18 protein-coding genes are annotated in these 18,020 nt (G+C 72.3%); 14 read left to right on the forward strand and 4 right to left on the reverse strand.

The window, feature by feature from the left end:
- Nucleotides 1-30: 30 nt before the first annotated feature.
- Entirely contained in the window at nt 31-1,002 is a 972-nt protein-coding gene (gene coaA / locus OO014_RS06680) for a type I pantothenate kinase (protein WP_272461560.1), read from the reverse strand.
- A gap of 116 nt (nt 1,003-1,118) precedes the next feature.
- Here coaA and glmS point away from each other — a divergent pair, with 116 nt between their 5' ends.
- From glmS to tsaD, 10 genes are all read left to right on the forward strand, one after another.
- The gene (gene glmS, locus OO014_RS06685; protein ID WP_272461512.1) at nt 1,119-2,978 is read left to right on the forward strand and encodes a glutamine--fructose-6-phosphate transaminase (isomerizing); all 1,860 of its coding nucleotides are present in this window, start codon (nt 1,119-1,121) and stop codon (nt 2,976-2,978) included.
- Nucleotides 2,979-3,003: 25 nt separating this feature from the next.
- Nucleotides 3,004-3,354, forward strand: a complete 351-nt coding sequence (locus tag OO014_RS06690) for a holo-ACP synthase (RefSeq protein ID WP_272461513.1) — start codon at nt 3,004-3,006, stop codon at nt 3,352-3,354.
- Nucleotides 3,354-4,838, forward strand: a complete 1,485-nt coding sequence (locus tag OO014_RS06695) for a bifunctional ADP-dependent NAD(P)H-hydrate dehydratase/NAD(P)H-hydrate epimerase (RefSeq protein WP_272461514.1) — start codon at nt 3,354-3,356, stop codon at nt 4,836-4,838. Before OO014_RS06690 ends, OO014_RS06695 begins: the two co-directional genes overlap by 1 nt.
- Nucleotides 4,839-4,894: 56 nt before the next feature.
- Nucleotides 4,895-6,058, forward strand: a complete 1,164-nt coding sequence (alr, locus tag OO014_RS06700; RefSeq protein WP_272461515.1) for an alanine racemase — start codon at nt 4,895-4,897, stop codon at nt 6,056-6,058.
- A complete protein-coding gene (locus tag OO014_RS06705) occupies nt 6,055-7,353 on the forward strand; it encodes an alpha/beta fold hydrolase (protein WP_272461516.1) in 1,299 nt (432 codons plus the stop codon). Before alr ends, OO014_RS06705 begins: the two co-directional genes overlap by 4 nt.
- On the forward strand, nt 7,343-7,807 hold the full coding sequence (gene tsaE / locus OO014_RS06710; protein WP_272461517.1) for a tRNA (adenosine(37)-N6)-threonylcarbamoyltransferase complex ATPase subunit type 1 TsaE: 465 nt from the start codon (nt 7,343-7,345) through the stop codon (nt 7,805-7,807). The genes OO014_RS06705 and tsaE overlap by 11 nt, the downstream gene beginning before the upstream one ends.
- Before the next feature lie 86 nt (nt 7,808-7,893).
- Nucleotides 7,894-8,490 (forward strand): hypothetical protein, encoded by a 597-nt coding sequence (locus OO014_RS06715; RefSeq protein WP_272461518.1) that lies wholly within the window; start codon nt 7,894-7,896, stop codon nt 8,488-8,490.
- A gap of 5 nt (nt 8,491-8,495) precedes the next feature.
- Nucleotides 8,496-9,206: a tRNA (adenosine(37)-N6)-threonylcarbamoyltransferase complex dimerization subunit type 1 TsaB gene (tsaB, locus tag OO014_RS06720; RefSeq protein ID WP_272461519.1), complete on the forward strand. Its 711-nt coding sequence runs from the start codon at nt 8,496-8,498 to the stop codon at nt 9,204-9,206.
- On the forward strand, nt 9,203-9,667 hold the full coding sequence (gene rimI / locus OO014_RS06725) for a ribosomal protein S18-alanine N-acetyltransferase (protein WP_272461520.1): 465 nt from the start codon (nt 9,203-9,205) through the stop codon (nt 9,665-9,667). The genes tsaB and rimI overlap by 4 nt, the downstream gene beginning before the upstream one ends.
- The gene (tsaD, locus tag OO014_RS06730; RefSeq protein WP_272461521.1) at nt 9,660-10,706 is read left to right on the forward strand and encodes a tRNA (adenosine(37)-N6)-threonylcarbamoyltransferase complex transferase subunit TsaD; all 1,047 of its coding nucleotides are present in this window, start codon (nt 9,660-9,662) and stop codon (nt 10,704-10,706) included. Before rimI ends, tsaD begins: the two co-directional genes overlap by 8 nt.
- Nucleotides 10,707-10,784: 78 nt before the next feature.
- On the opposite strand, the gene OO014_RS06735 is transcribed toward tsaD, so the two are convergent.
- Nucleotides 10,785-12,086, reverse strand: coding sequence for a glycoside hydrolase family 3 N-terminal domain-containing protein (locus tag OO014_RS06735; protein ID WP_272461522.1), 1,302 nt, complete (start codon nt 12,084-12,086; stop codon nt 10,785-10,787).
- A gap of 96 nt (nt 12,087-12,182) precedes the next feature.
- Between OO014_RS06735 and OO014_RS06740 the strand changes: the two genes are divergently transcribed.
- Both OO014_RS06740 and OO014_RS06745 read left to right on the forward strand, forming a co-directional pair.
- Nucleotides 12,183-13,172, forward strand: a complete 990-nt coding sequence (locus tag OO014_RS06740; RefSeq protein ID WP_272461523.1) for a nucleoside hydrolase — start codon at nt 12,183-12,185, stop codon at nt 13,170-13,172.
- A complete protein-coding gene (locus OO014_RS06745; protein WP_272461524.1) occupies nt 13,172-13,996 on the forward strand; it encodes a ribokinase in 825 nt (274 codons plus the stop codon). Before OO014_RS06740 ends, OO014_RS06745 begins: the two co-directional genes overlap by 1 nt.
- Here OO014_RS06745 and OO014_RS06750 read toward each other — a convergent pair whose 3' ends face one another.
- A complete protein-coding gene (locus tag OO014_RS06750) occupies nt 13,997-15,235 on the reverse strand; it encodes a THUMP-like domain-containing protein (RefSeq protein WP_272461525.1) in 1,239 nt (412 codons plus the stop codon).
- Nucleotides 15,236-15,522: 287 nt separating this feature from the next.
- Between OO014_RS06750 and groES the strand changes: the two genes are divergently transcribed.
- Entirely contained in the window at nt 15,523-15,819 is a 297-nt protein-coding gene (groES, locus tag OO014_RS06755) for a co-chaperone GroES (RefSeq protein ID WP_041308421.1), read from the forward strand.
- A gap of 113 nt (nt 15,820-15,932) precedes the next feature.
- Nucleotides 15,933-17,549 carry a chaperonin GroEL gene (gene groL, locus OO014_RS06760; protein WP_272461526.1) on the forward strand — a complete coding sequence of 539 codons (1,617 nt, stop codon included), beginning with the start codon at nt 15,933-15,935 and terminating at the stop codon, nt 17,547-17,549.
- 128 nt (nt 17,550-17,677) lie between these two features.
- Here groL and OO014_RS06765 read toward each other — a convergent pair whose 3' ends face one another.
- Nucleotides 17,678-17,977 carry a WhiB family transcriptional regulator gene (locus OO014_RS06765; protein ID WP_272461527.1) on the reverse strand — a complete coding sequence of 100 codons (300 nt, stop codon included), beginning with the start codon at nt 17,975-17,977 and terminating at the stop codon, nt 17,678-17,680.
- Between the last annotated feature and the right edge of the window lie 43 nt (nt 17,978-18,020).

Genomic DNA, 18,020 nt, shown 5'->3' on the forward strand with positions numbered 1-18,020 from the left:
CGAACGCGCGAGTCGCGGCACCGGCCGACGCTAGATCTTGCGGAGCCGGACCCGGCGGACCTCGTGGTTCTCTCCCTTGGAGAGCACGAGCGTGGCCCGGGACCGCGTCGGCAGGATGTTCTGCACGAGGTTGGGGCCGTTGATCTCCCGCCAGATGGTGTTGGCCGTGCGCACCGCCTCCTCGTCGGAGAGGGCCGCGTAGCGGTGGAAGTAGGAGTGCGGGTTGGAGAACGCCGTCTCCCGCAGCCGCAGGAACCGCTGGACGTACCACTTGCGCACGTCGTCGACCCAGGCGTCGACATACACCGAGAAGTCGAAGAAGTCGCTCACGGCCAGCCCCGTCCCGCGGACCGGGTGCACCTCCGGCGCCTGGAGCACGTTGAGCCCCTCGACGATGAGGACGTCCGGCTGCCGCACGACGATCCGCTCGTCGGGAACGATGTCGTAGGTGAGATGGGAGTACACCGGCGCAGTCACCTCGGCCTTGCCCGACTTGACCTCGGCGACGAACCGGAGCAGGGCCCGCCGGTTGTAGGACTCCGGGAAGCCCTTGCGCCCCAGCAGTCCGCGCCGCTCGAGCTCGGCGTTGGGGAAGAGGAACCCGTCGGTGGTGACGAGCTCGACCCGTGGCGTGTCGGGCCACCGGGCGAGCATCTCGCGCAGGATGCGGGCGGTCGTCGACTTGCCGACGGCCACGGAGCCGGCGACCCCGATGACGAAGGGGGTCTTGGCGGGCCGCTCCCCGAGGAAGTTCGTCGTCACGTCGTGCAGCTCACGGGTCGCGCCCACGTAGAAGTTGAGCAGCCGCGAGAGCGGGAGGTAGACCTCCTCGACCTCGCGCAGGTCGATCCGGTCCCCGAGGCCGCGCAACCGCCTGAGGTCATTCTCGTCGAGGTTGAGCGGGTAGTTCTCCCGGAGGCGGGACCAGGCGGCCCGGTCGAGCTCGACGTAGGGCGACGGGATCGGCGTGGGGGTCCGGCCGTTGGGGCCGTCGTCCTCCATGACGACCGCATCCGTCAGGTCGTCTCCGCGGGGTGGCTGCGACACGCTGCCATTGTTGCCGACGAGGCCTGCCGGCGTGGACTCGACCCGCTCGGCGGTCCCTTAGGCTGGTCCGCATGTGCGGAATCGTTGGCTACGTCGGCAGGACTCAGGACGGCACGGCGCTGGACGTCGTCATGGAGGGTCTGGCCAGGCTGGAGTACCGCGGATACGACTCCGCAGGCGTGGCCCTCATCGACGGTGACCACGTGGAGACCCGCAAGAAGTCGGGCAAGCTCGCCAACCTGCGCGCCGAGATCGCGGCGGACCCGCTGCCGGTCTCCTCGACCGGGATCGGGCACACGCGCTGGGCGACCCACGGCGGTCCCACGGACGAGAACGCCCACCCCCATCGCGGTGGGGCCGACGGCAAGCTCGCCCTCATCCACAACGGCATCATCGAGAACTTCCACGCCCTGAAGAAGGAGCTCATCGGGCAGGGTGTGGCCTTCACGAGCGAGACCGACACCGAGGTCGTCGCCCACCTCCTCGCGGCAGCCTACGAGGGGGCCGGTGACCTGACCGAGGCGATGCGCGAGACGGTGGCTGAGCTGGAGGGCGCCTTCACCCTGCTCGCGATCCACGCTGACCAGCCCGGCGTCGTGGTCGGCGCTCGCCGCAACAGCCCGCTCGTCGTGGGCCTGGGTGACGATGCGAACTACCTCGGCTCGGACGTCGCGGCGTTCATCGGCCACACCCGGCACGCCCTCGAGCTGGCGCAGGACCAGATCGTGACGATCACGCCGGACGGTGCGACGGTCATCAACTTCGACGGCACGCCGGCAGACGGCAAGGCCTACGAGGTGACGTGGGACGCGGCCGCTGCCGAGAAGGGCGGCTACGCGACCTTCATGGAGAAGGAGATCAACGAGCAGCCGCACGCCGTTCGCGACACGCTGCTGGGCCGCACCGACCCCGACGGTCGCCTCGTCCTCGACGAGCTGCGCATCCCGGAGGAGAAGCTGCGCGAGGTCGACCGCATCACGGTCGTCGCCTGCGGCACTGCTGCCTATGCGGGCATGACGGCCAAGTACGCCATCGAGCGGTGGACGCGCATCCCGGTCGAGGTCGCCCTCGCCCACGAGTTCCGCTACTGCGACCCCATCGTCGACGACCGCACCCTGGTCGTGTCGATCAGCCAGTCGGGCGAGACGATGGACACCCTGATGGCCGTCAAGCACGCACGTGATCTCGGCGCGCTGACGATCTCCATCTGCAACACCCACGGCTCGACGATTCCCCGGGAGTCGGACGCGGTGCTCTACACGCACGCGGGGCCCGAGATCGCGGTCGCCTCGACCAAGGCCTTCCTCGCGCAGATCACGGCGTCATACGTCCTCGGCCTCTACCTGGCCCAGCTGCGCGGCGGCGCCTACGCCGACGACGCGCAGGCTGTCATGAAGGAGCTCGGCGGCGTTCCGGCGAAGATCGAGACGCTCCTCGGCCAGATGGGCCGGGTCAAGGAGATCGCGAAGTTCATGGCCGACACCCGGTCGGTGCTCTTCCTCGGCCGCCACGTCGGCTATCCCGTCGCCATGGAGGGCGCGCTCAAGCTCAAGGAGCTCGCCTACATCCACGCCGAGGGCTTCGCGGCGGGCGAGCTGAAGCACGGCCCCATTGCGCTCATCGAGCCGGGTCAGCCGGTCTTCGTCGTCGTCCCGTCGCCGTCGAGCGAGCACGGCCTGCACGGCAAGGTCGTCTCCAACATCCAGGAGATCCGGGCCCGTGGGGCCCGCACGCTCGTCATCGCGGAGGAGGGCGACGAGGCGGTGGTCCCCTTCGCCGACGAGGTCATCCGGGTGCCTGCCACGTCACAGCTGCTCGCGCCGCTCCTGACGGTGGTGCCGCTCCAGGTCTTCGCGCTGTGGCTGTCGACGGCCAAGGGCCTCGACGTGGACCAGCCGCGCAACCTCGCCAAGTCGGTCACGGTCGAGTGACGGCCGCGATGCGGAGGGCACCGGCGTGATCATCGGGGTCGGCATCGACGTCGTGGACATCGCGCGCTTCGAGGAGACGCTGCGGCGGACTCCCGCACTGCGGGAGCGGCTGTTCACGGCTGAGGAGCGCGGCCTCGGCATCGCTTCGCTCGCCGCGCGGTTCGCCGCCAAGGAGGCGCTGGCCAAGGCGCTCGGCGCGCCCGTCGGGCTGCACTGGACGGATGCCCGCGTGGCCACCAACGACGACGGCAAGCCCTCGCTGGAGATCGGCGGGTCGGTGCAGGCCCGCGCCAACGATCTCGGCGTCGACAGCTTCCATGTCTCCCTGTCGCACGATGCGGGCGTCGCGTCGGCGATCGTCATCGCGGAGGGCTGATGATCCGGGCGCTGTCCGTCACCGAGGTCCGTGCGGCCGAGCGGGCCGCCATGGCGCAGCTCCCGGAGGGCGAGCTGATGCAGCGGGCCGCGGAGGGGCTGGCTGCGGTCGCGACCGCCCGTCTCGCTGAGCGGGATGGCCGCAGCGTCGTCGCGCTCGTCGGTGCCGGTGACAACGGGGGAGACACGTTGTATGCCGCTGGGCTCCTTTCCGACGCCGGCTTCGCCTGCGCTGTGGTGCTGTTGCCGGACTCCGGCCGGGCACGCGTCCACCCCGCGGGCCTGCGGGCAGCCGAGCTGGCCGGGGCGGCTGTCGTCGTCGCGGTGGACGACCCCGCGGGCGCCGTGCAGGCCGTGGCCGAGGGCGATGTCGTCCTCGACGGCATCGTCGGCATCGGTGGCCGTCCGGGGTTGCGGCCTCGTGCCGCCGAGCTGGTGGACGCGATTGCCGACGACGCCTGGGTCATCGCGGTGGACGTGGTCAGCGGCCTCGACCCCGATGGGCTGGACCCTGACGGCGATGCGGTCTGGGCCGACGAGACCGTCACCTTCGGTGTCCCCAAGCCCGCCCACCTCCTCCCCGCCGGAGAGGGCGCGACCGGGCGCCTGACCGTAGTCGACATCGGAATCGAGACGGACGAGTTCCCCGCGGCCGTCGAGCGACTGACCCATGATGACGTCGCTGAGCTCTGGCCGGTGCCCGGGCCGGGCGACGACAAGTACTCCCGCGGGGTGCTCGGGGTCGTCGCGGGCGGTGAGACCTACGCCGGCGCCGCCGTGCTGGCCGTCACGGCCGCCGTCGAGTCGGGGGTGGGGATGGTCCGTTACGTCGGCACGCCGACCCCGGTCGGGCTGGTGCGGCACGCGGTGCCGGAGGCCGTCGTCGGCGAGGGCCGGGTCCAGGCCTGGCTCGTCGGCCCGGGGCTCGACCCGCAAGCGACCGGTGCGGAGGCCTCGGCGCAGTTGCAGGTGGCGCGTGAGGCGCTGGCGAGCGACCTTCCCCTGGTGCTCGACGCGGGGGGTCTCGACCTCCTGACCGAGACACGGGAAGCGCCGACGCTGCTGACGCCGCACGCGGGCGAGCTGGCCCGGCTGCTCTCCCGTCTCGGTCCCACCGTGACGCGCGCCGACGTCGAGCGGGAGCCGGTTCGCCACGCCCGGCGGGCCGCCGAGCAGACGGGCGCGACGGTGCTCCTCAAGGGTTCGACCACCATCGTCGTCGGCCCGGACCCCGGAGGGCCGGTCCGCTCGCAGACGGATGCCCCGGCCTGGTTGGCCACCGCCGGGGCCGGAGACGTCCTCGCGGGGCTCGCCGGCACGCTCCTCGCCGCCGGCCTCGACCCGCTCGATGCCGGGTCGCTCGCGACGCTCGTGCACGGCGTGGCCGCCGATCGGGTCTCGGGTGGGGGGCCGGTGCGCGCGCTGGCCGTGGCGCAGGCGCTGCGCCCGACGGTCCGCGACCTGCTCCGTCGCGCCGACGCCTGAGGGCGGTGTGACGGGGCGAACTGCCCTTTCGAGCGGGGCGTGCGAAGATGCGCTCGATGAACTCCACTGACGCCACTGCCGGCCTGACCGTCTGGGCGGAGATCGACCTGGACGCCCTGCAGCACAACGTCCGCACGCTCCGCGCGCGGGCGGCGCAGTCACAGCTGATGGCCGTCGTCAAGGCCGACGGCTACGGCCACGGCCTGCTGCCCGTCGCCCGGGCGGCCGTCGCTGCCGGTGCCGACTGGCTCGGCGTGGCGCAGCTGGCCGAGGCCATCGGGCTGCGCGACGCGGGGGTGGCGACGCGGCTGCTCAGCTGGCTGTGCGTCCCGGCGAGTGACTTCGCGGGAGCAGTCCGACGCGACATCGACCTGTCCGCCTCGGCGCCGTGGACCCTCGATGCGGTGGCCGCGGCGGCACGGGCAGAGGGTCGCACCGCGCGGGTGCATCTCAAGGTCGACACCGGGTTGGGCCGTGGCGGCGCCTTCGGCGCCGGCTGGCCGACCCTCGTCGAGCACGCGCGCCGGCTCGAGGCCGAGGGTGCGATCTCGGTGGTCGGCCTCTGGACCCACTTCGCGATGGCGGATGCGCCCGAGCACCCGACCGTGCTGGCCCAGCAGGACACCTTCTTCGAGGCTGTCGCCATGGCGGAGCGCGCCGGGGTGCGTCCGGAGGTCCGGCACCTGGCCAACTCCGCCGCCACGCTGGTCCATCCGTCGGCCCACGCCGACCTCGTCCGGCCCGGCATCGCGGTCTACGGCCTGTCACCGGTGCCCCAGGTGGCCGACGACTTCGGGCTGAAGCCGGTGATGACGCTCCGCGCCCGCCTGGCGCTCGTCAAGCAGTGGCCCGCCGGCCGCGGCATCAGCTACGGCCACGTCTATGCCCCCGAGTCGGACACCGTCGTCGGCCTCGTCCCCGCGGGCTATGCCGACGGCATCCCCCGCAACGCGACGAATGTCGCCCCGCTCCAGGTGGGGGACCTGAGCACGAGGATCGCCGGCCGCGTCTGCATGGACCAGTTCGTCGTGGACCTCGGGCCGGGCAGCTCGGCCGCAGCAGGAGACGTGGTGACCCTCTTCGGCAAGCCCGAGGACGGCCCGACCGCGCAGGACTGGGCCGCTGCCACCGACACCATCAGCTACGAGATCGTCACCCGGATCGGCGCCCGCGTCCCGCGGGTGTGGCTCGGTGGTCCCGAGGCCGGAGCAGGCTCGTGAGCCCGCCCAGCCGCAACCCCGTGCTGGGCATCGTCCTCGGCGCCGCGGGGGTCGCGGCCGGCGTCGCCGCCGGCATCGCGGCCGACCGGGCCGGGCGCCACCGGGCCGCCCTGGACGCGTTGGAGACGACGGAGCAGCTCGAGATCACGCCGGACGAGGAGCGGGTCCTGCTCACGTCGGACGGCGTCGCCCTCCACGTCGAGATCGACGAGCCGGCTCCCGAGGCGGCGGCCGCGGCGGCCCAGGGCCTGACGAGCGGTGACGACCCGGGACGGCTGCCGACCGTCATCCTGACGCACGGCTACTGCCTCAGCCTGAAGTCGTGGGTCTACCAGCGGCGCGCCCTCAAGGCGGCCGGCTTTCGGGTCGTCAGCTGGGACCACCGTGGCCACGGACAGTCCGGCCCGGGCGCGAGCGACTCCTACGTCATCGACCAGCTCGGCGAGGACCTGCGCATGGTCATCGAGGACACGGCTCCCGAGGGCTACCTCGTCCTGGCGGGCCACTCGATGGGCGGCATGACCATGCTCGCCCTCGGCGAGCGCCACCCCGACCTGATCCGCGACAGGGTCGCCGGGGCGGCCTTCATCAGCACGAGCGCCGGCGGGCTCACCCTGGCCAACGGGGGCCGGAGCGCCACTCTCGGCCGGCTGCTCCTGGAGCGGGTCGGGCCCTCCGTGCTCGGCCCCTTGGGGGAGCGGCCCGAGCTCATCCGGCGGCTGCGCCGCGTCGGTCGGGACGTGGAGGAGTTCCTCGTCGACCAGAACTCCTTCGCGTCACCGGTGCCCCGCAAGGTCGTCCGCTACACGGCGGACATGCTGCTGAGCACGCCGTTCGACGTCATCAACGACTACCTGACGACCTTCGACGGTTTCGACAAGCGCCCTGCCCTCGCGGAGTTCAAGGACACCGTGACGCTCGTCTTCAACGGCCGCCAGGACGTCCTGACCCCACCCGCGCACAGTGAGCTCATCGTCGAGGGCATCCCCGGCGCCGAGCACGTCGTCGTCAACGACGCCGGCCACATCATCATGCTCGAGCACCCCGACCTGTTGAGTGCCCACCTGCTCGAGCTCGTCGAGGAGGGCACCCGCGCCCGGGAGCAACACATCGAGCTGCCCCGCCGGCCGCGTGTGCGCCGGATCGTCACGGACGTGGCGAAGAACCGCCGCCAGCGCCGCATCGAGCTCGAGGCCGACGAGGTCGTCCGAGCCGAGCGGGCCAGAGCACTGGCCCGGCTCCGCCGAGCCAAGGTCGCAGCAGGATCGAAGGAGGAGGTACGCCGTGAGTCGTGAGGTGACGCTGGAGACCCCGGAGGACACTCGGGCCTTCGGCAGAAGGCTCGGCCGGCTCCTGCGGGCCGGTGACGTCCTCGTCCTCACGGGCGACCTGGGCGCCGGCAAGACCACGCTCACGCAGGGGCTCGCCGAGGGCCTGGGGGTCCGGGGGCCGATCACCTCACCGACCTTCGTGATCGCCCGGGTGCATCCGTCGCTGAGCGACGGTCCGGCGCTGGTGCACGTCGACGCCTACCGGCTCGGCAGCGCCCTGGAGCTGGACGACCTGGACCTCGACGCAGACCTCGAGCAGAGCGTGACCGTCATCGAGTGGGGGGCGGGGATGTCCGAGCAGCTCTCCGAGCACCGCCTCGGCATCACCCTCACCGGCGAAGAGGTCCGCACGGCTCGCCTCGACCCGGTCGGAAGCCGCTGGGAGCGTCTCAGCGACTCCGCGCTGGCGTCGGTCTGAGCCGACGGAGCGGAGAAAGAGGGCCATCCGGCACTGGCCGATCACCCGACGGGCCACGAGCCTCGAGGTGAAAGGCAGGTGGTGTCATGTCCCGAATCCTTCGCCTGGTCGCCCTCGTCCTCACGGCGCTCTTCGTGGTCGGCGGGGTGCTGTTCGCGCTCGGCTATGCCTGGGACGACCCGGGCGGCTGGACGGCGCTGCTCCTGACGCTGCTGATCGTCGTGCCGCTCATTGCGCTCACCGTGCTCGCGGCCCGGTCACCAGGGCTCGCCGGCGCCGTCCTGGCCGCGGCGGTGGGGCTGTTCGCGGTCTGGATGGTGCTCACGCTCTTCGTCGACGTGGCGGACGTGCCGGACCTCCCGGTCATCGCGCTGGTGCTGGCGCTGCCGGTCGCGGTCCTCGGACGTCGTCACGCGGCGCGTGCGGGAGGGCTGCTCCTGGCCCTCGCCGCGGTGCCCTTCGTGTCCGTCCTGGTCCGCTGGGTCGGTGAGCGAGGCCCTGAGGGTCCAGGACTGGCTGACCTGCTCGGCGGCTCGACAGGGGCGGTGGTCGTTCCGTTGGCCGTCCTCGCTGTGCTGTTCCTCGTCGCAGCCGCCGTGGGTGATGGGGAGCCGGCCGTGCCCGAGCGGACGCGGCACGATCGCCGTCGTTTCGGGCTGGGGGGACGGGCCGGGATAACCTGACGCCCGTGCTCATCCTCGGCATCGACACGTCCACCACGGCCATCTCCGTCGCGCTCCATGACGGCGACCGGGTCGTGGCCCAAGCCACGACGCTCGACGCGCGGGCCCACGCCGAGCACCTCGCGCCGGGGATCCGGGCCGCACTCGACCAGGCAGGAGCCGCGCCGCGCGACGTGACGGGGGTCGTCGTCGGCATCGGCCCCGGCCCCTTCACCGGCCTGCGTGTCGGCATCGTGTCCGGCCGGACGTTCGCCTTTGCCCTCGGCCTGCCCGTCCACGGGCTGTGCAGCCTCGACGCGCTGGCACACGAGGCGTGGCTGGGCGGTCATCGTGGTGGCCTGCTCGTCGCCACCGACGCCCGCCGCAAGGAGGTGTATGCCGCTGAGTTCCTCCTCGACGAGGGTGGCCTCACGCGGTTGGCCGGCCCCGTCGTCAGCAGGGCTGCCGAGCTCCAGCACGACTGGCGGCGCCTGCCGATCGCAGGGCGGGGACCGCTCCTCTACCCGGCCGACCTCCCGGGGCCACCCGAGGACGGGAGCGAGCCCAGCGGCATACCTCTGCCTCGTGACGTCTCCGCAGGGGCGCTCGCCGACCTCGCGGTCCGCCGGCTCGCCGACGGTGACCCGGCGGACCCGCTGGATGGGCTCGAGCCGCTCTATCTGCGCCGGCCGGACGTGTCGAAGGCTCCACCCAGCCAGAAGTCGACCCTCGGATGAGCACGACGGTGCTGCGCGAGCTCGAGTGGACCGACCTCGCGACGCTCGCTGCCCTCGAGGTGGAGCTCTTCGCCGACGACGCCTGGACCGAGCCGACGTGGTGGGCCGAGCTGGCCGCCCGACCGCGCCGCGACTACGTCGTGGCCGTCGAGGGGGAGCAGGTCGTCGGCTACGCCGGCATCGACGTGTCGGGTGACGTCGCCGACGTCATGACCATCGCGACGGTCCCGGCTGCGCGGGGCCACGGACTCGGGCGGCGACTCCTCGACGACCTCGTGCACCGCGCCGAGCAGCGGGGCGCCACGGCGTTGCTGCTCGAGGTGCGGGCCGACAACGAGCCGGCCAAGCGCCTCTACGAGCGCAGTGACTTCGAGACGATCTCGGTCCGGCGCCGCTACTACCAACCGGGCGACGTCGACGCCCTCGTCATGCGCAAGCACCTTGGAGGAACCCATGACTGACGAGCCCCTCGTCCTCGGCATCGAGACCTCGTGCGACGAGACCGGCGTCGGGATCGTGCGTGGTGAGACCTTGCTCGTCGACACGGTCGCGAGCAGCGTCGAGGAGCACGCGCGGTTCGGCGGCGTCGTGCCCGAGGTGGCGAGCCGCGCCCACCTCGAGGCGATGGTCCCCACCATCGAGCGAGCCTGCCGGGAGGCAGGGGTCAGCCTCAGGGACCTCGACGCCATCGCCGTGACGTCCGGGCCCGGACTGGCGGGGTCGCTGCTCGTCGGGGTCGCCGCCGCGAAGGCGCTCGCTGTCGCCCTCGACCGGCCGATCTACGGCGTCAACCACCTCGCCTCCCACGTGGCCGTCGACATCGTCGAGCACGGGCCGCTGCCCGAGCCGACGATGGCCATGCTCGTCTCCGGTGGCCACTCGTCCCTGCTGCTCGTGCCCGACGTGACCAACGACGTCCGGTCCCTCGGGTCGACGATGGACGATGCGGCGGGTGAGGCCTTCGACAAGGTGGCGCGCGTGCTGGGGCTGCCGTTCCCGGGCGGGCCGCACATCGACCGGGCCGCTCGCGAGGGCGACCGCATCGCCATCGACTTCCCGCGCGGCCTGACCTCGCGGCGCGACCTCGAGCGGCACCGCTTCGACTTCTCCTTCTCCGGGCTCAAGACGGCCGTGGCTCGCTGGGTCGAGATGCGGCACCGGGACGGCGAGGCGGTCCCGGTAGCGGATGTCGCGGCGTCGTTCCAGGAGGCCGTCGTCGACGTGCTGACCCGCAAGGCCGTCCTCGCGTGCAAGGACAACGGCGTCGACCACCTGCTCATCGGTGGCGGGGTGGCGGCCAACTCCCGCTTGCGGGCCCTGGCCGAGGAGCGCTGCACCAAGGCCGGCATCGCCCTCCGCGTGCCGCGACCCGGGCTGTGCACCGACAACGGCGCGATGGTCGCGGCGCTGGGGGCGCAGATGGTCGCCAAGGGCCGCGAGCCGAGCGACCTCGGCCTGCCGACCGACTCGTCGATGCCGGTGCAGCTCGTCCAGTCCTGACCGCCCCGCCCCACCCCACACCCCTGCGCCCTGACCCACATCGACCCAGGGAGGCGAGGGGCGCCCGGGGTGAGCCGGTCAGTCGCAGTCGACCAGGCCGAGCTCGGCCTTCAGGGCCACGACGCGGGTGGCTGCGGCGGTCACCTTGGCCGTGAAGTCGCGGTCCGCGCCCATCCGGGCCGTGAGGGCCCGGTGCATCGCCGGCACGGTGTCCGGCCGGGCGGTCAGGACGATGTCCCCGCCGGCCCCGACAAAGCGGGTGGCCCGCTGTCCCACCGGCGTGGCGGCCACCGACTTGGCCGCGCCCACGTCGTCGGTGATGACCACCCCCTGATAGCCCAGGCGCTTGCGCAGCAGGTCCGTGACGATGCGGCGGGAGAAGAGCGCCTGCACGCCCGGGTCGATCCGGCTGTAGATCGCCGAGCCCACCATGACGAGGTCGGTGCCAGCCGCGACCCCGCCCGCGAAGGGCCGGAGGAACGGGTCGGTCCGGCTCGTCGTCCGGTCGACGATGCCTTCCGCCGTCAGGTCCGTGTTGCCCCTGATCCGGCCGATCCCCGGGAAGTGCTTGGTCGCCGTGGCGACCTCGCCCTCGTGCATGCCCTTGATGAAGGCGGCGACGCTCCGGGCCACCACGCGGGGATCGGAAGAGAACTGCCGATCCCACTGGCCGATGGGGTCGTTGGCGGGGCCGATGCTCGTCGGGACGGTGTCGGCGACCGGCGCGAGATTGACGTTGATCCCGGCGGCGCGCAGCTCGTCGGCCCATCGCGAGGCGCGCCGCCTGAGCTCGGCGGGGGACCAGGTGCCCTGCTCGAGGGCCGTGGGGATCCGGGTGAAGCCGTCCCCGCGCAACTGCTGGACCCGTCCGCCCTCCTGGTCCGCAGCCAGGAGAAGGCCCGGCGCGCCGCCCGGACGGTCGGGCAGGGAGCTGAGGTGGCGGGTCGCCGCGCGCACGTCGTCCCGGCCGCTCGTCCAGCCGCCGAGGAGGATGACGCCACCGAGATGGCGCCCCCGGATGAGCCGGTCCAGGCTGGTCCGACGCGCGTTGGCGTCCAGGCCGACCACGAGGAGCTGGCCCGCCCGCTCTGCGGTGCTCAGGCCCCGGACGACCGCTTTCGCGCACTCCTCGGGAGTGGGCTCCTCGCGCGGCGGGGCGGCAGGAGGCGCGGCGGTGGTCGGGGCTGAGGTCGGCTGCGACGTCGAGGCGCTGGTTCCCGCCCCACTGGGGGTGCCGACCGTCCCCGCGCTGCTGGCTCGCGCCGCCGACGGCGACGAGCCCACCCCGCTCGTGCAGGAGGCTGACAGCGTCGTCACGGCGACGACGAGGGCGACGGCAGTCGAGCGGCGGGCACGGTCGGGGGGCAGGGTCACGAACACCCAAGGACCGTACCCACGATGCCTGAGCCGCTGCTGTGTCCCGATCGGGCGCGAGCCGGGCCCGTGCTGTCCGGCCCGGGCGATACGTTGCACGGTGTGACCCGTGAGCCCACGCCCATCGTCCTCGACGTCGACACTGGGGTCGACGACGCCTGCGCCCTCCTGCTGGCCGCCACGCACCCCGCGCTCGACCTCCGGGCGGTGACCTGCGTCGGTGGCAACGCGCCGGTTGATGACGTCGTCCGCAACACGCTGACCGTGCTCGACGCGGTCGGGCGCTCGGACGTGCCGGTGGCCCGCGGAGCCAATCGACCCCTGCTCGAGCACCCGCGGGATGCCCGCCACGTCCATGGCAACGACGGGATGGGTGACCTCGGCTGGCCGGCGCCGACCCTCCGGCCGGACGAGCGTCACGCGGTCGAGCTGCTCCGGGACGTCTGCCTGGCCGCAGCGGCGGCCGGCGAGCGGATCACCATCGTCCCGACCGCCCCGATGACCAACATCGCGTTGTTGCTGCGGACCTACCCCGACGTGGCCGCCGGCATCGCGCAGATCATCTTCATGGGCGGCGCCGCCCATGTCGGCAACGCCACGGCCTCTGCGGAGTTCAACGTCTTCCACGACCCCGAGGCAGCAGCGATCGCCCTCGACGCCGCAGCCGACCTGTCGATCCCCGTCACGATGTATGGCCTCGACGTCTTCTACGACCCGGTGGTGAGCCGGGAGCAGGCCGCCGAGCTCGTGGCGGTGGGTGGCCGGACGGGCGCAGAGCTCGCTGGGCGTCTGATCGACTTCCAGTGTCACCGGTTCGGGCGGGACGCCGCGACGATCGGCGACGCGGGCGCGGTCTGTGCCGTCATCGAGCCCGAGGCGCTGACGACGCAGGTGCTGCCGATCCGGGTCGAGCTCGCGGGCCACTGGTCCCGGGGCCGGACCATCGTCGACCGTCGCGACTGGAGCGGCGACCTCTCGCACGACCCGCACGGCGAGTCGTCGGTGCGCGTCCGGGTCGCGCTCGGCGTCGACCACGAGCGCTACTCAGCGCTCTGGCTCGAGACCATCCGGGCGCGGGCGGGCGCGCGCTGATGGGCCGCGTCGCCGTCCTCGGCTCCCTCAACGTCGACATCGTCACGCGCGTCACCCGGCTCCCGCGACCCGGCGAGACGGTCCTCGGTGAGTCAGCGGGCCGCTTCGCCGGGGGCAAGGGCGGCAACCAGGCCATGGCCGCCCGCCGCGCCGGCGCCGAGGTCGTCATGATCGGCCGGGTCGGTGCCGACGACGCGGGTGCCGCCTACGTCGAGCGGCTGCGCCGGCACGGGATTCGCGCCGAGGTCCCGGCCTGCCAGGACGCGCCGACGGGGACGGCCTACATCACCGTGGACGGCGAGGGCGAGAACTCCATCATCGTCGTCCCGGGCGCGAACGAGATGGTGGAGGACGCCTCGGTCACGGCCGCCGGACTCGGCGCCGGAGACGTCCTGCTCTGCTCGCTCGAGGTGCCGCCCCAGACCGTCGCCCGAGCCGCCTCGGCCGCCAACCGTGCCGGTGCCCGGGTCGTCATCAACCTCGCCCCCTACGGGCGGCTGCCGCACCATGTCATCGCCCTCGCCGACCCCCTCGTCGTCAACGAGTCCGAGATGCGCCAGCTCGCCGACTCCGACCTCATCCCCAGCTCACTGCTCGTGACCTTCGGGGCAGCGGGGGCCAGGTGGGACGGGGAGGAGGTGAGCGGCATACCCCTCGACGACGCGGACGTCGTCGACTCGGTGGGTGCCGGGGACGCCTTCTGCGGAGCCCTTGCGGCTGCTCTCGCGAAGGGTGCCACTCGTGCGGAGGCGCTCGACGCGGCCAACCGGGCGGGCGCGGAGGCTGTCACCTGGGCCGGAGCGCAACCCGACGCGGCGCTCTGATCAGGCGGGTGAGACGACCAGGGCGACCTGGGTGCCGGCCACGCGGGTGACGACCAGGGTCGCCTCCGAGCCGCCCTTGCCGCGTGCCGTCATCTTCAGCTGGCGCCGCAGCAGGTCGGCATCGAGCGTGACACCGCGCTTCTTGATCGTCACGCGGTCGTGGCCGTGGTCGCGCAACCAGCGCGAGAGCGCCTTCGTGGACAGCGGCATCGCCTCGACGACGTGGTAGCGCCGGGCCCACGCGATGTCGTATGCCGCTGGGCTCGTCACGTAGCCGACGCCGGCTCCCAGCTCGGTGCCGTCCACTGCGGCGACCAGGGCCCCGGTGAGGCCGGCCCGGATGACGGCGCGATCCGGCTCGTAGAGCCACTCGCCGATGCCGGTGATCGCAGACAGGGGCGGCTCGCCGTCGGCAGGGGCGGCGTCCGCCTCGGTGACGACGTGCGTGGCGGCGGGAGAGCAGACGGCCGCCGTGCGCCCCGGCTGGGCGGCGAGCGGACCCCACCAGACGACGCACTCGAGGACTTCACCGTGCCAGGAGCTCCACTGGGCCTCGGCTCCCGAGGGAATGGCGGCGTGGGGGAAGGCGGGCGACAGCTTGGCCCCAGCGGCCGGCGCCTGCGCGGCGAAGGCCTGGACCTGCTGCCACGACGGCGAGATGGCATCGAGCGAGAAGATCCGCCTGGCGCGGCCGCGCACGTCGGCCACCCCCTCGACCCGGCGCGCGGGATCGAGCCAGACGCCGAGGTGCCGGGCGGCCTCGCCGAGCGGAAGCCGGACGTCCTCGGCTCGCGCGCAGGTGACGCGGGCCGAGGGCCAGTGGCGCAGGTTGGTCGCGGCGACGCGGGCCGTCGCTGCGTCGGCATCCACAGCGCGGACGAGCAGGTCGAGGCCGGCAAAGGCCATCGCGTCGGACCCGATGCCGCAGCCGAGGTCGTACACCTCGCGCACGTCCGCCGCCGCGAACCGGTGCGCGTGCCGGGCGGCGAGCGAGAGCCTGGTGGCCTGCTCGAGGCCGTCCGGGGTGAAGAGCATGCCGGCCGCGAAGTCCCCGAACTTGTCGGCCGCGCGCGCCCGGAGCCGGGACTGCGCCATCGCCGCAGCGACGAGGTCCGGGTCGAAGGCGGTGCGCAGCTTCTCCTGGAGCTGCAGCGCCGTGGACTCGTCGTAAGGCGGCAACGACTGCAGCAGTGCCCAGCCCTCTCCCGTCGCGAGCCGGTCCACCATCGCCGCATCCATGCGCGCCATCCTCTCGCACGGCCCGGTCAGGGGTCGGCGGGGTCGCCAGATGGGGACCGTGGTCCGCGAGTGGCGGGGCGCCAAGAGCTCGGTCAGCCCGTCTGTTGGCACTCGACTTGACCGAGTGCTAACTGAAACCTAGATTTCTGCTTGTTGGCACTCTCACCTCGAAAGTGCCAGTTCTCTCCCCGCGAGAACGGTCGACCCCCGCGACGGCGGCCGCCTCATGGAGATCAAGAACGCATCCAGACTCGAACAATCGACATCCCGAAGGGAAGGTCACCACCGTGTCGGTTTCCATCAAGCCGCTCGAAGACCGCATCGTCGTCAAGTCCCTCGAGGCCGAGCAGACCACTGCGTCCGGTCTGGTCATCCCGGACACGGCGAAGGAGAAGCCGCAGGAGGGCGAGGTCCTCGCTGTCGGCCCCGGTCGCTGGAACGAGGACGGCGACCAGCGCGTCCCGCTCGACGTCAAGGTCGGCGACAAGGTCATCTACAGCAAGTACGGCGGCACCGAGGTCAAGTACGGCGGCGAGGAGTACCTCATCCTCTCCGCGCGTGACGTCCTCGCCGTCGTCGGCTGAGCGACCACCAGCAGCACCAGCTTTGACCGCACCCCGGTGACGCCCCTCGGGGTCGCACCGGGGTGCGGTTCATTCGCCCCCCGTTACGCGAACCACCTGCCAGAAGGAACACCATGGCCAAGCAACTGGAGTTCGACGACTCCGCACGAAAGTCCCTGGAGCGCGGCGTCGACGCGCTCGCCAACGCCGTCAAGGTGACGCTCGGCCCGAAGGGTCGCAACGTCGTCATCGACAAGAAGTGGGGCGCCCCCACGATCACCAACGACGGTGTCACGATCGCCCGTGAGATCGAGCTCGAGGACGCCTACGAGAACCTCGGCGCGCAGCTCGCCAAGGAGGTCGCCACCAAGACGAACGACATCGCGGGTGACGGCACGACCACCGCGACGGTCCTCGCCCAGGCGATGGTCAAGGAGGGCCTGCGCAACGTTGCCGCGGGCGCTGCCCCGGCCGCCCTCAAGCGCGGTATGGACAAGGCCGTCAGCGCGGTCAACGACCGGCTGCTCGAGATCGCCCGCGACGTCAACGGCAAGGACGAGGTCGCCTCGGTCGCGACGCTCTCCGCGCAGGACTCCACGCTGGGCGCGCTCATCGGTGAGGCCTTCGACAAGGTCGGCAAGGACGGCGTCATCACCGTCGAGGAGTCCTCGACGACGGCCACCGAGCTCGAGTTCACCGAGGGCATGCAGTTCGACAAGGGCTACCTGTCGGCGTACTTCGTCACCGACACGGAGCGGATGGAGACGGTCCTCGAGGACGCCTACGTCCTGATCAACCAGGGCAAGATCTCGGCCGTCGCCGAGGTCCTCCCGGTGCTCGAGAAGGTCGTCCAGTCGGGCAAGCCGCTGCTGATCATCGCCGAGGACGTCGACGGCGAGGCGCTGTCGACGCTCGTCGTCAACAAGATCCGCGGCACCTTCAACGTGGCCGCCGTCAAGGCTCCGGGCTTCGGTGACCGCCGCAAGGCCATGCTGCAGGACATCGCGATCCTCACCGGTGGCCAGGTCATCGCCGAGGAGGTCGGCCTCAAGCTCGACCAGGCCGACCTGACGGTCCTCGGCCAGGCTCGCCGCGTCGTGCTCACCAAGGACAACACGACGATCATCGACGGTGCTGGCGAGGCCTCCGAGGTCGAGGGCCGGGTCAACCAGATCAAGTCCGAGATCGAGCGCACCGACTCCGACTGGGACCGCGAGAAGCTCCAGGAGCGTCTCGCCAAGCTCGCCGGCGGCGTCTGCGTCATCAAGGTCGGCGCGCACACCGAGGTGGAGCTCAAGGAGAAGAAGCACCGCATCGAGGACGCGATCTCCGCGACCCGCGCGGCCATCGAGGAGGGCATCGTCGCCGGTGGCGGCACCGCCCTCATCCACGCGGCCGACGCCATCGACGGTCTCGGGCTCGAGGGCGACGAGGCGACCGGTGCGACGATCGTGCGCAAGGCCGTCCAGGAGCCGCTGCGCTGGATCGCCGAGAACGCCGGCCTGCAGGGCTACGTCGTCACCTCCAAGGTGGCGGAGCTGCCCCTCGGCCAGGGCCTCAACGCGGCCACGGGCGAGTACGGCGACCTCATCGCGGCCGGCGTCATCGACCCGGTCAAGGTGACGCGTTCCGCGCTGCGCAACGCGGAGTCGATCGCGTCGATGATCCTCACGACGGACACCCTCGTCGTGGACAAGCCCGAAGACGAGGAGCCGGCGGCCGGCGGCCACGGCCACGGTCACGGGCACTGATCACCCCGTAGTGAAAGGGCCACCCTCCTCGTGAGGGTGGCCCTTTCGCGTTCGCCGACAGCGGGAGGTATGCCGCTCAGCTGGGTCGCGCGACCGAGCTCAGCGGCATACGGGCTGGGTCGGGCGGGTCAGGAGGCGGTGGCGATGCTGCGGACGGGACCGTCGTAGAGCAGCTCGCGCTCGGTCTCGCTGAGGCCGCCCCAGACGCCGTAGGGCTCGCGGACCTGGAGTGCATGACTGCGGCACTCGGCCAGGACGGGGCAGGCGGCACAGACCGCCTTTGCAGCGGCGTCACGGTTGCGTCGTCTGGGACCGCGCTCGCCCTCGGGGTGGAAGAACACCTCGGGGCTCACGCCCCGGCACGCCCCCTCGAGCTGCCAGTCCCAGAGATCCGCCACCGGACCCGGGAGGCGGGTGATCTCGGCCATGGTTGTGGTCGTCCTCGTCTTTAGTCAGGCGGCAGTGGCTCTG

Origin of the sequence: Intrasporangium calvum (genome assembly GCF_028446585.1) — a bacterium.
GTDB classification, from domain to species: domain Bacteria; phylum Actinomycetota; class Actinomycetes; order Actinomycetales; family Dermatophilaceae; genus Intrasporangium; species Intrasporangium calvum_A.

Excerpts from the sequence above, each read along its gene's own strand:
- coaA (WP_272461560.1), bottom strand. The coding sequence starts at position 1,002 with ATGGAGGACGACGGCCCCAACGGCCGGACCCCCACGCCGATCCCGTCG.
- glmS (WP_272461512.1), top strand. The coding sequence starts at position 1,119 with ATGTGCGGAATCGTTGGCTACGTCGGCAGGACTCAGGACGGCACGGCG.
- OO014_RS06695 (WP_272461514.1), top strand. The coding sequence starts at position 3,354 with ATGATCCGGGCGCTGTCCGTCACCGAGGTCCGTGCGGCCGAGCGGGCC.
- alr (WP_272461515.1), top strand. The coding sequence starts at position 4,895 with ATGAACTCCACTGACGCCACTGCCGGCCTGACCGTCTGGGCGGAGATC.
- OO014_RS06715 (WP_272461518.1), top strand. The coding sequence starts at position 7,894 with ATGTCCCGAATCCTTCGCCTGGTCGCCCTCGTCCTCACGGCGCTCTTC.
- rimI (WP_272461520.1), top strand. The coding sequence starts at position 9,203 with ATGAGCACGACGGTGCTGCGCGAGCTCGAGTGGACCGACCTCGCGACG.
- tsaD (WP_272461521.1), top strand. The coding sequence starts at position 9,660 with ATGACTGACGAGCCCCTCGTCCTCGGCATCGAGACCTCGTGCGACGAG.
- OO014_RS06745 (WP_272461524.1), top strand. The coding sequence starts at position 13,172 with ATGGGCCGCGTCGCCGTCCTCGGCTCCCTCAACGTCGACATCGTCACG.
- OO014_RS06750 (WP_272461525.1), bottom strand. The coding sequence starts at position 15,235 with ATGGATGCGGCGATGGTGGACCGGCTCGCGACGGGAGAGGGCTGGGCA.
- groL (WP_272461526.1), top strand. The coding sequence starts at position 15,933 with ATGGCCAAGCAACTGGAGTTCGACGACTCCGCACGAAAGTCCCTGGAG.
- OO014_RS06765 (WP_272461527.1), bottom strand. The coding sequence starts at position 17,977 with ATGGCCGAGATCACCCGCCTCCCGGGTCCGGTGGCGGATCTCTGGGAC.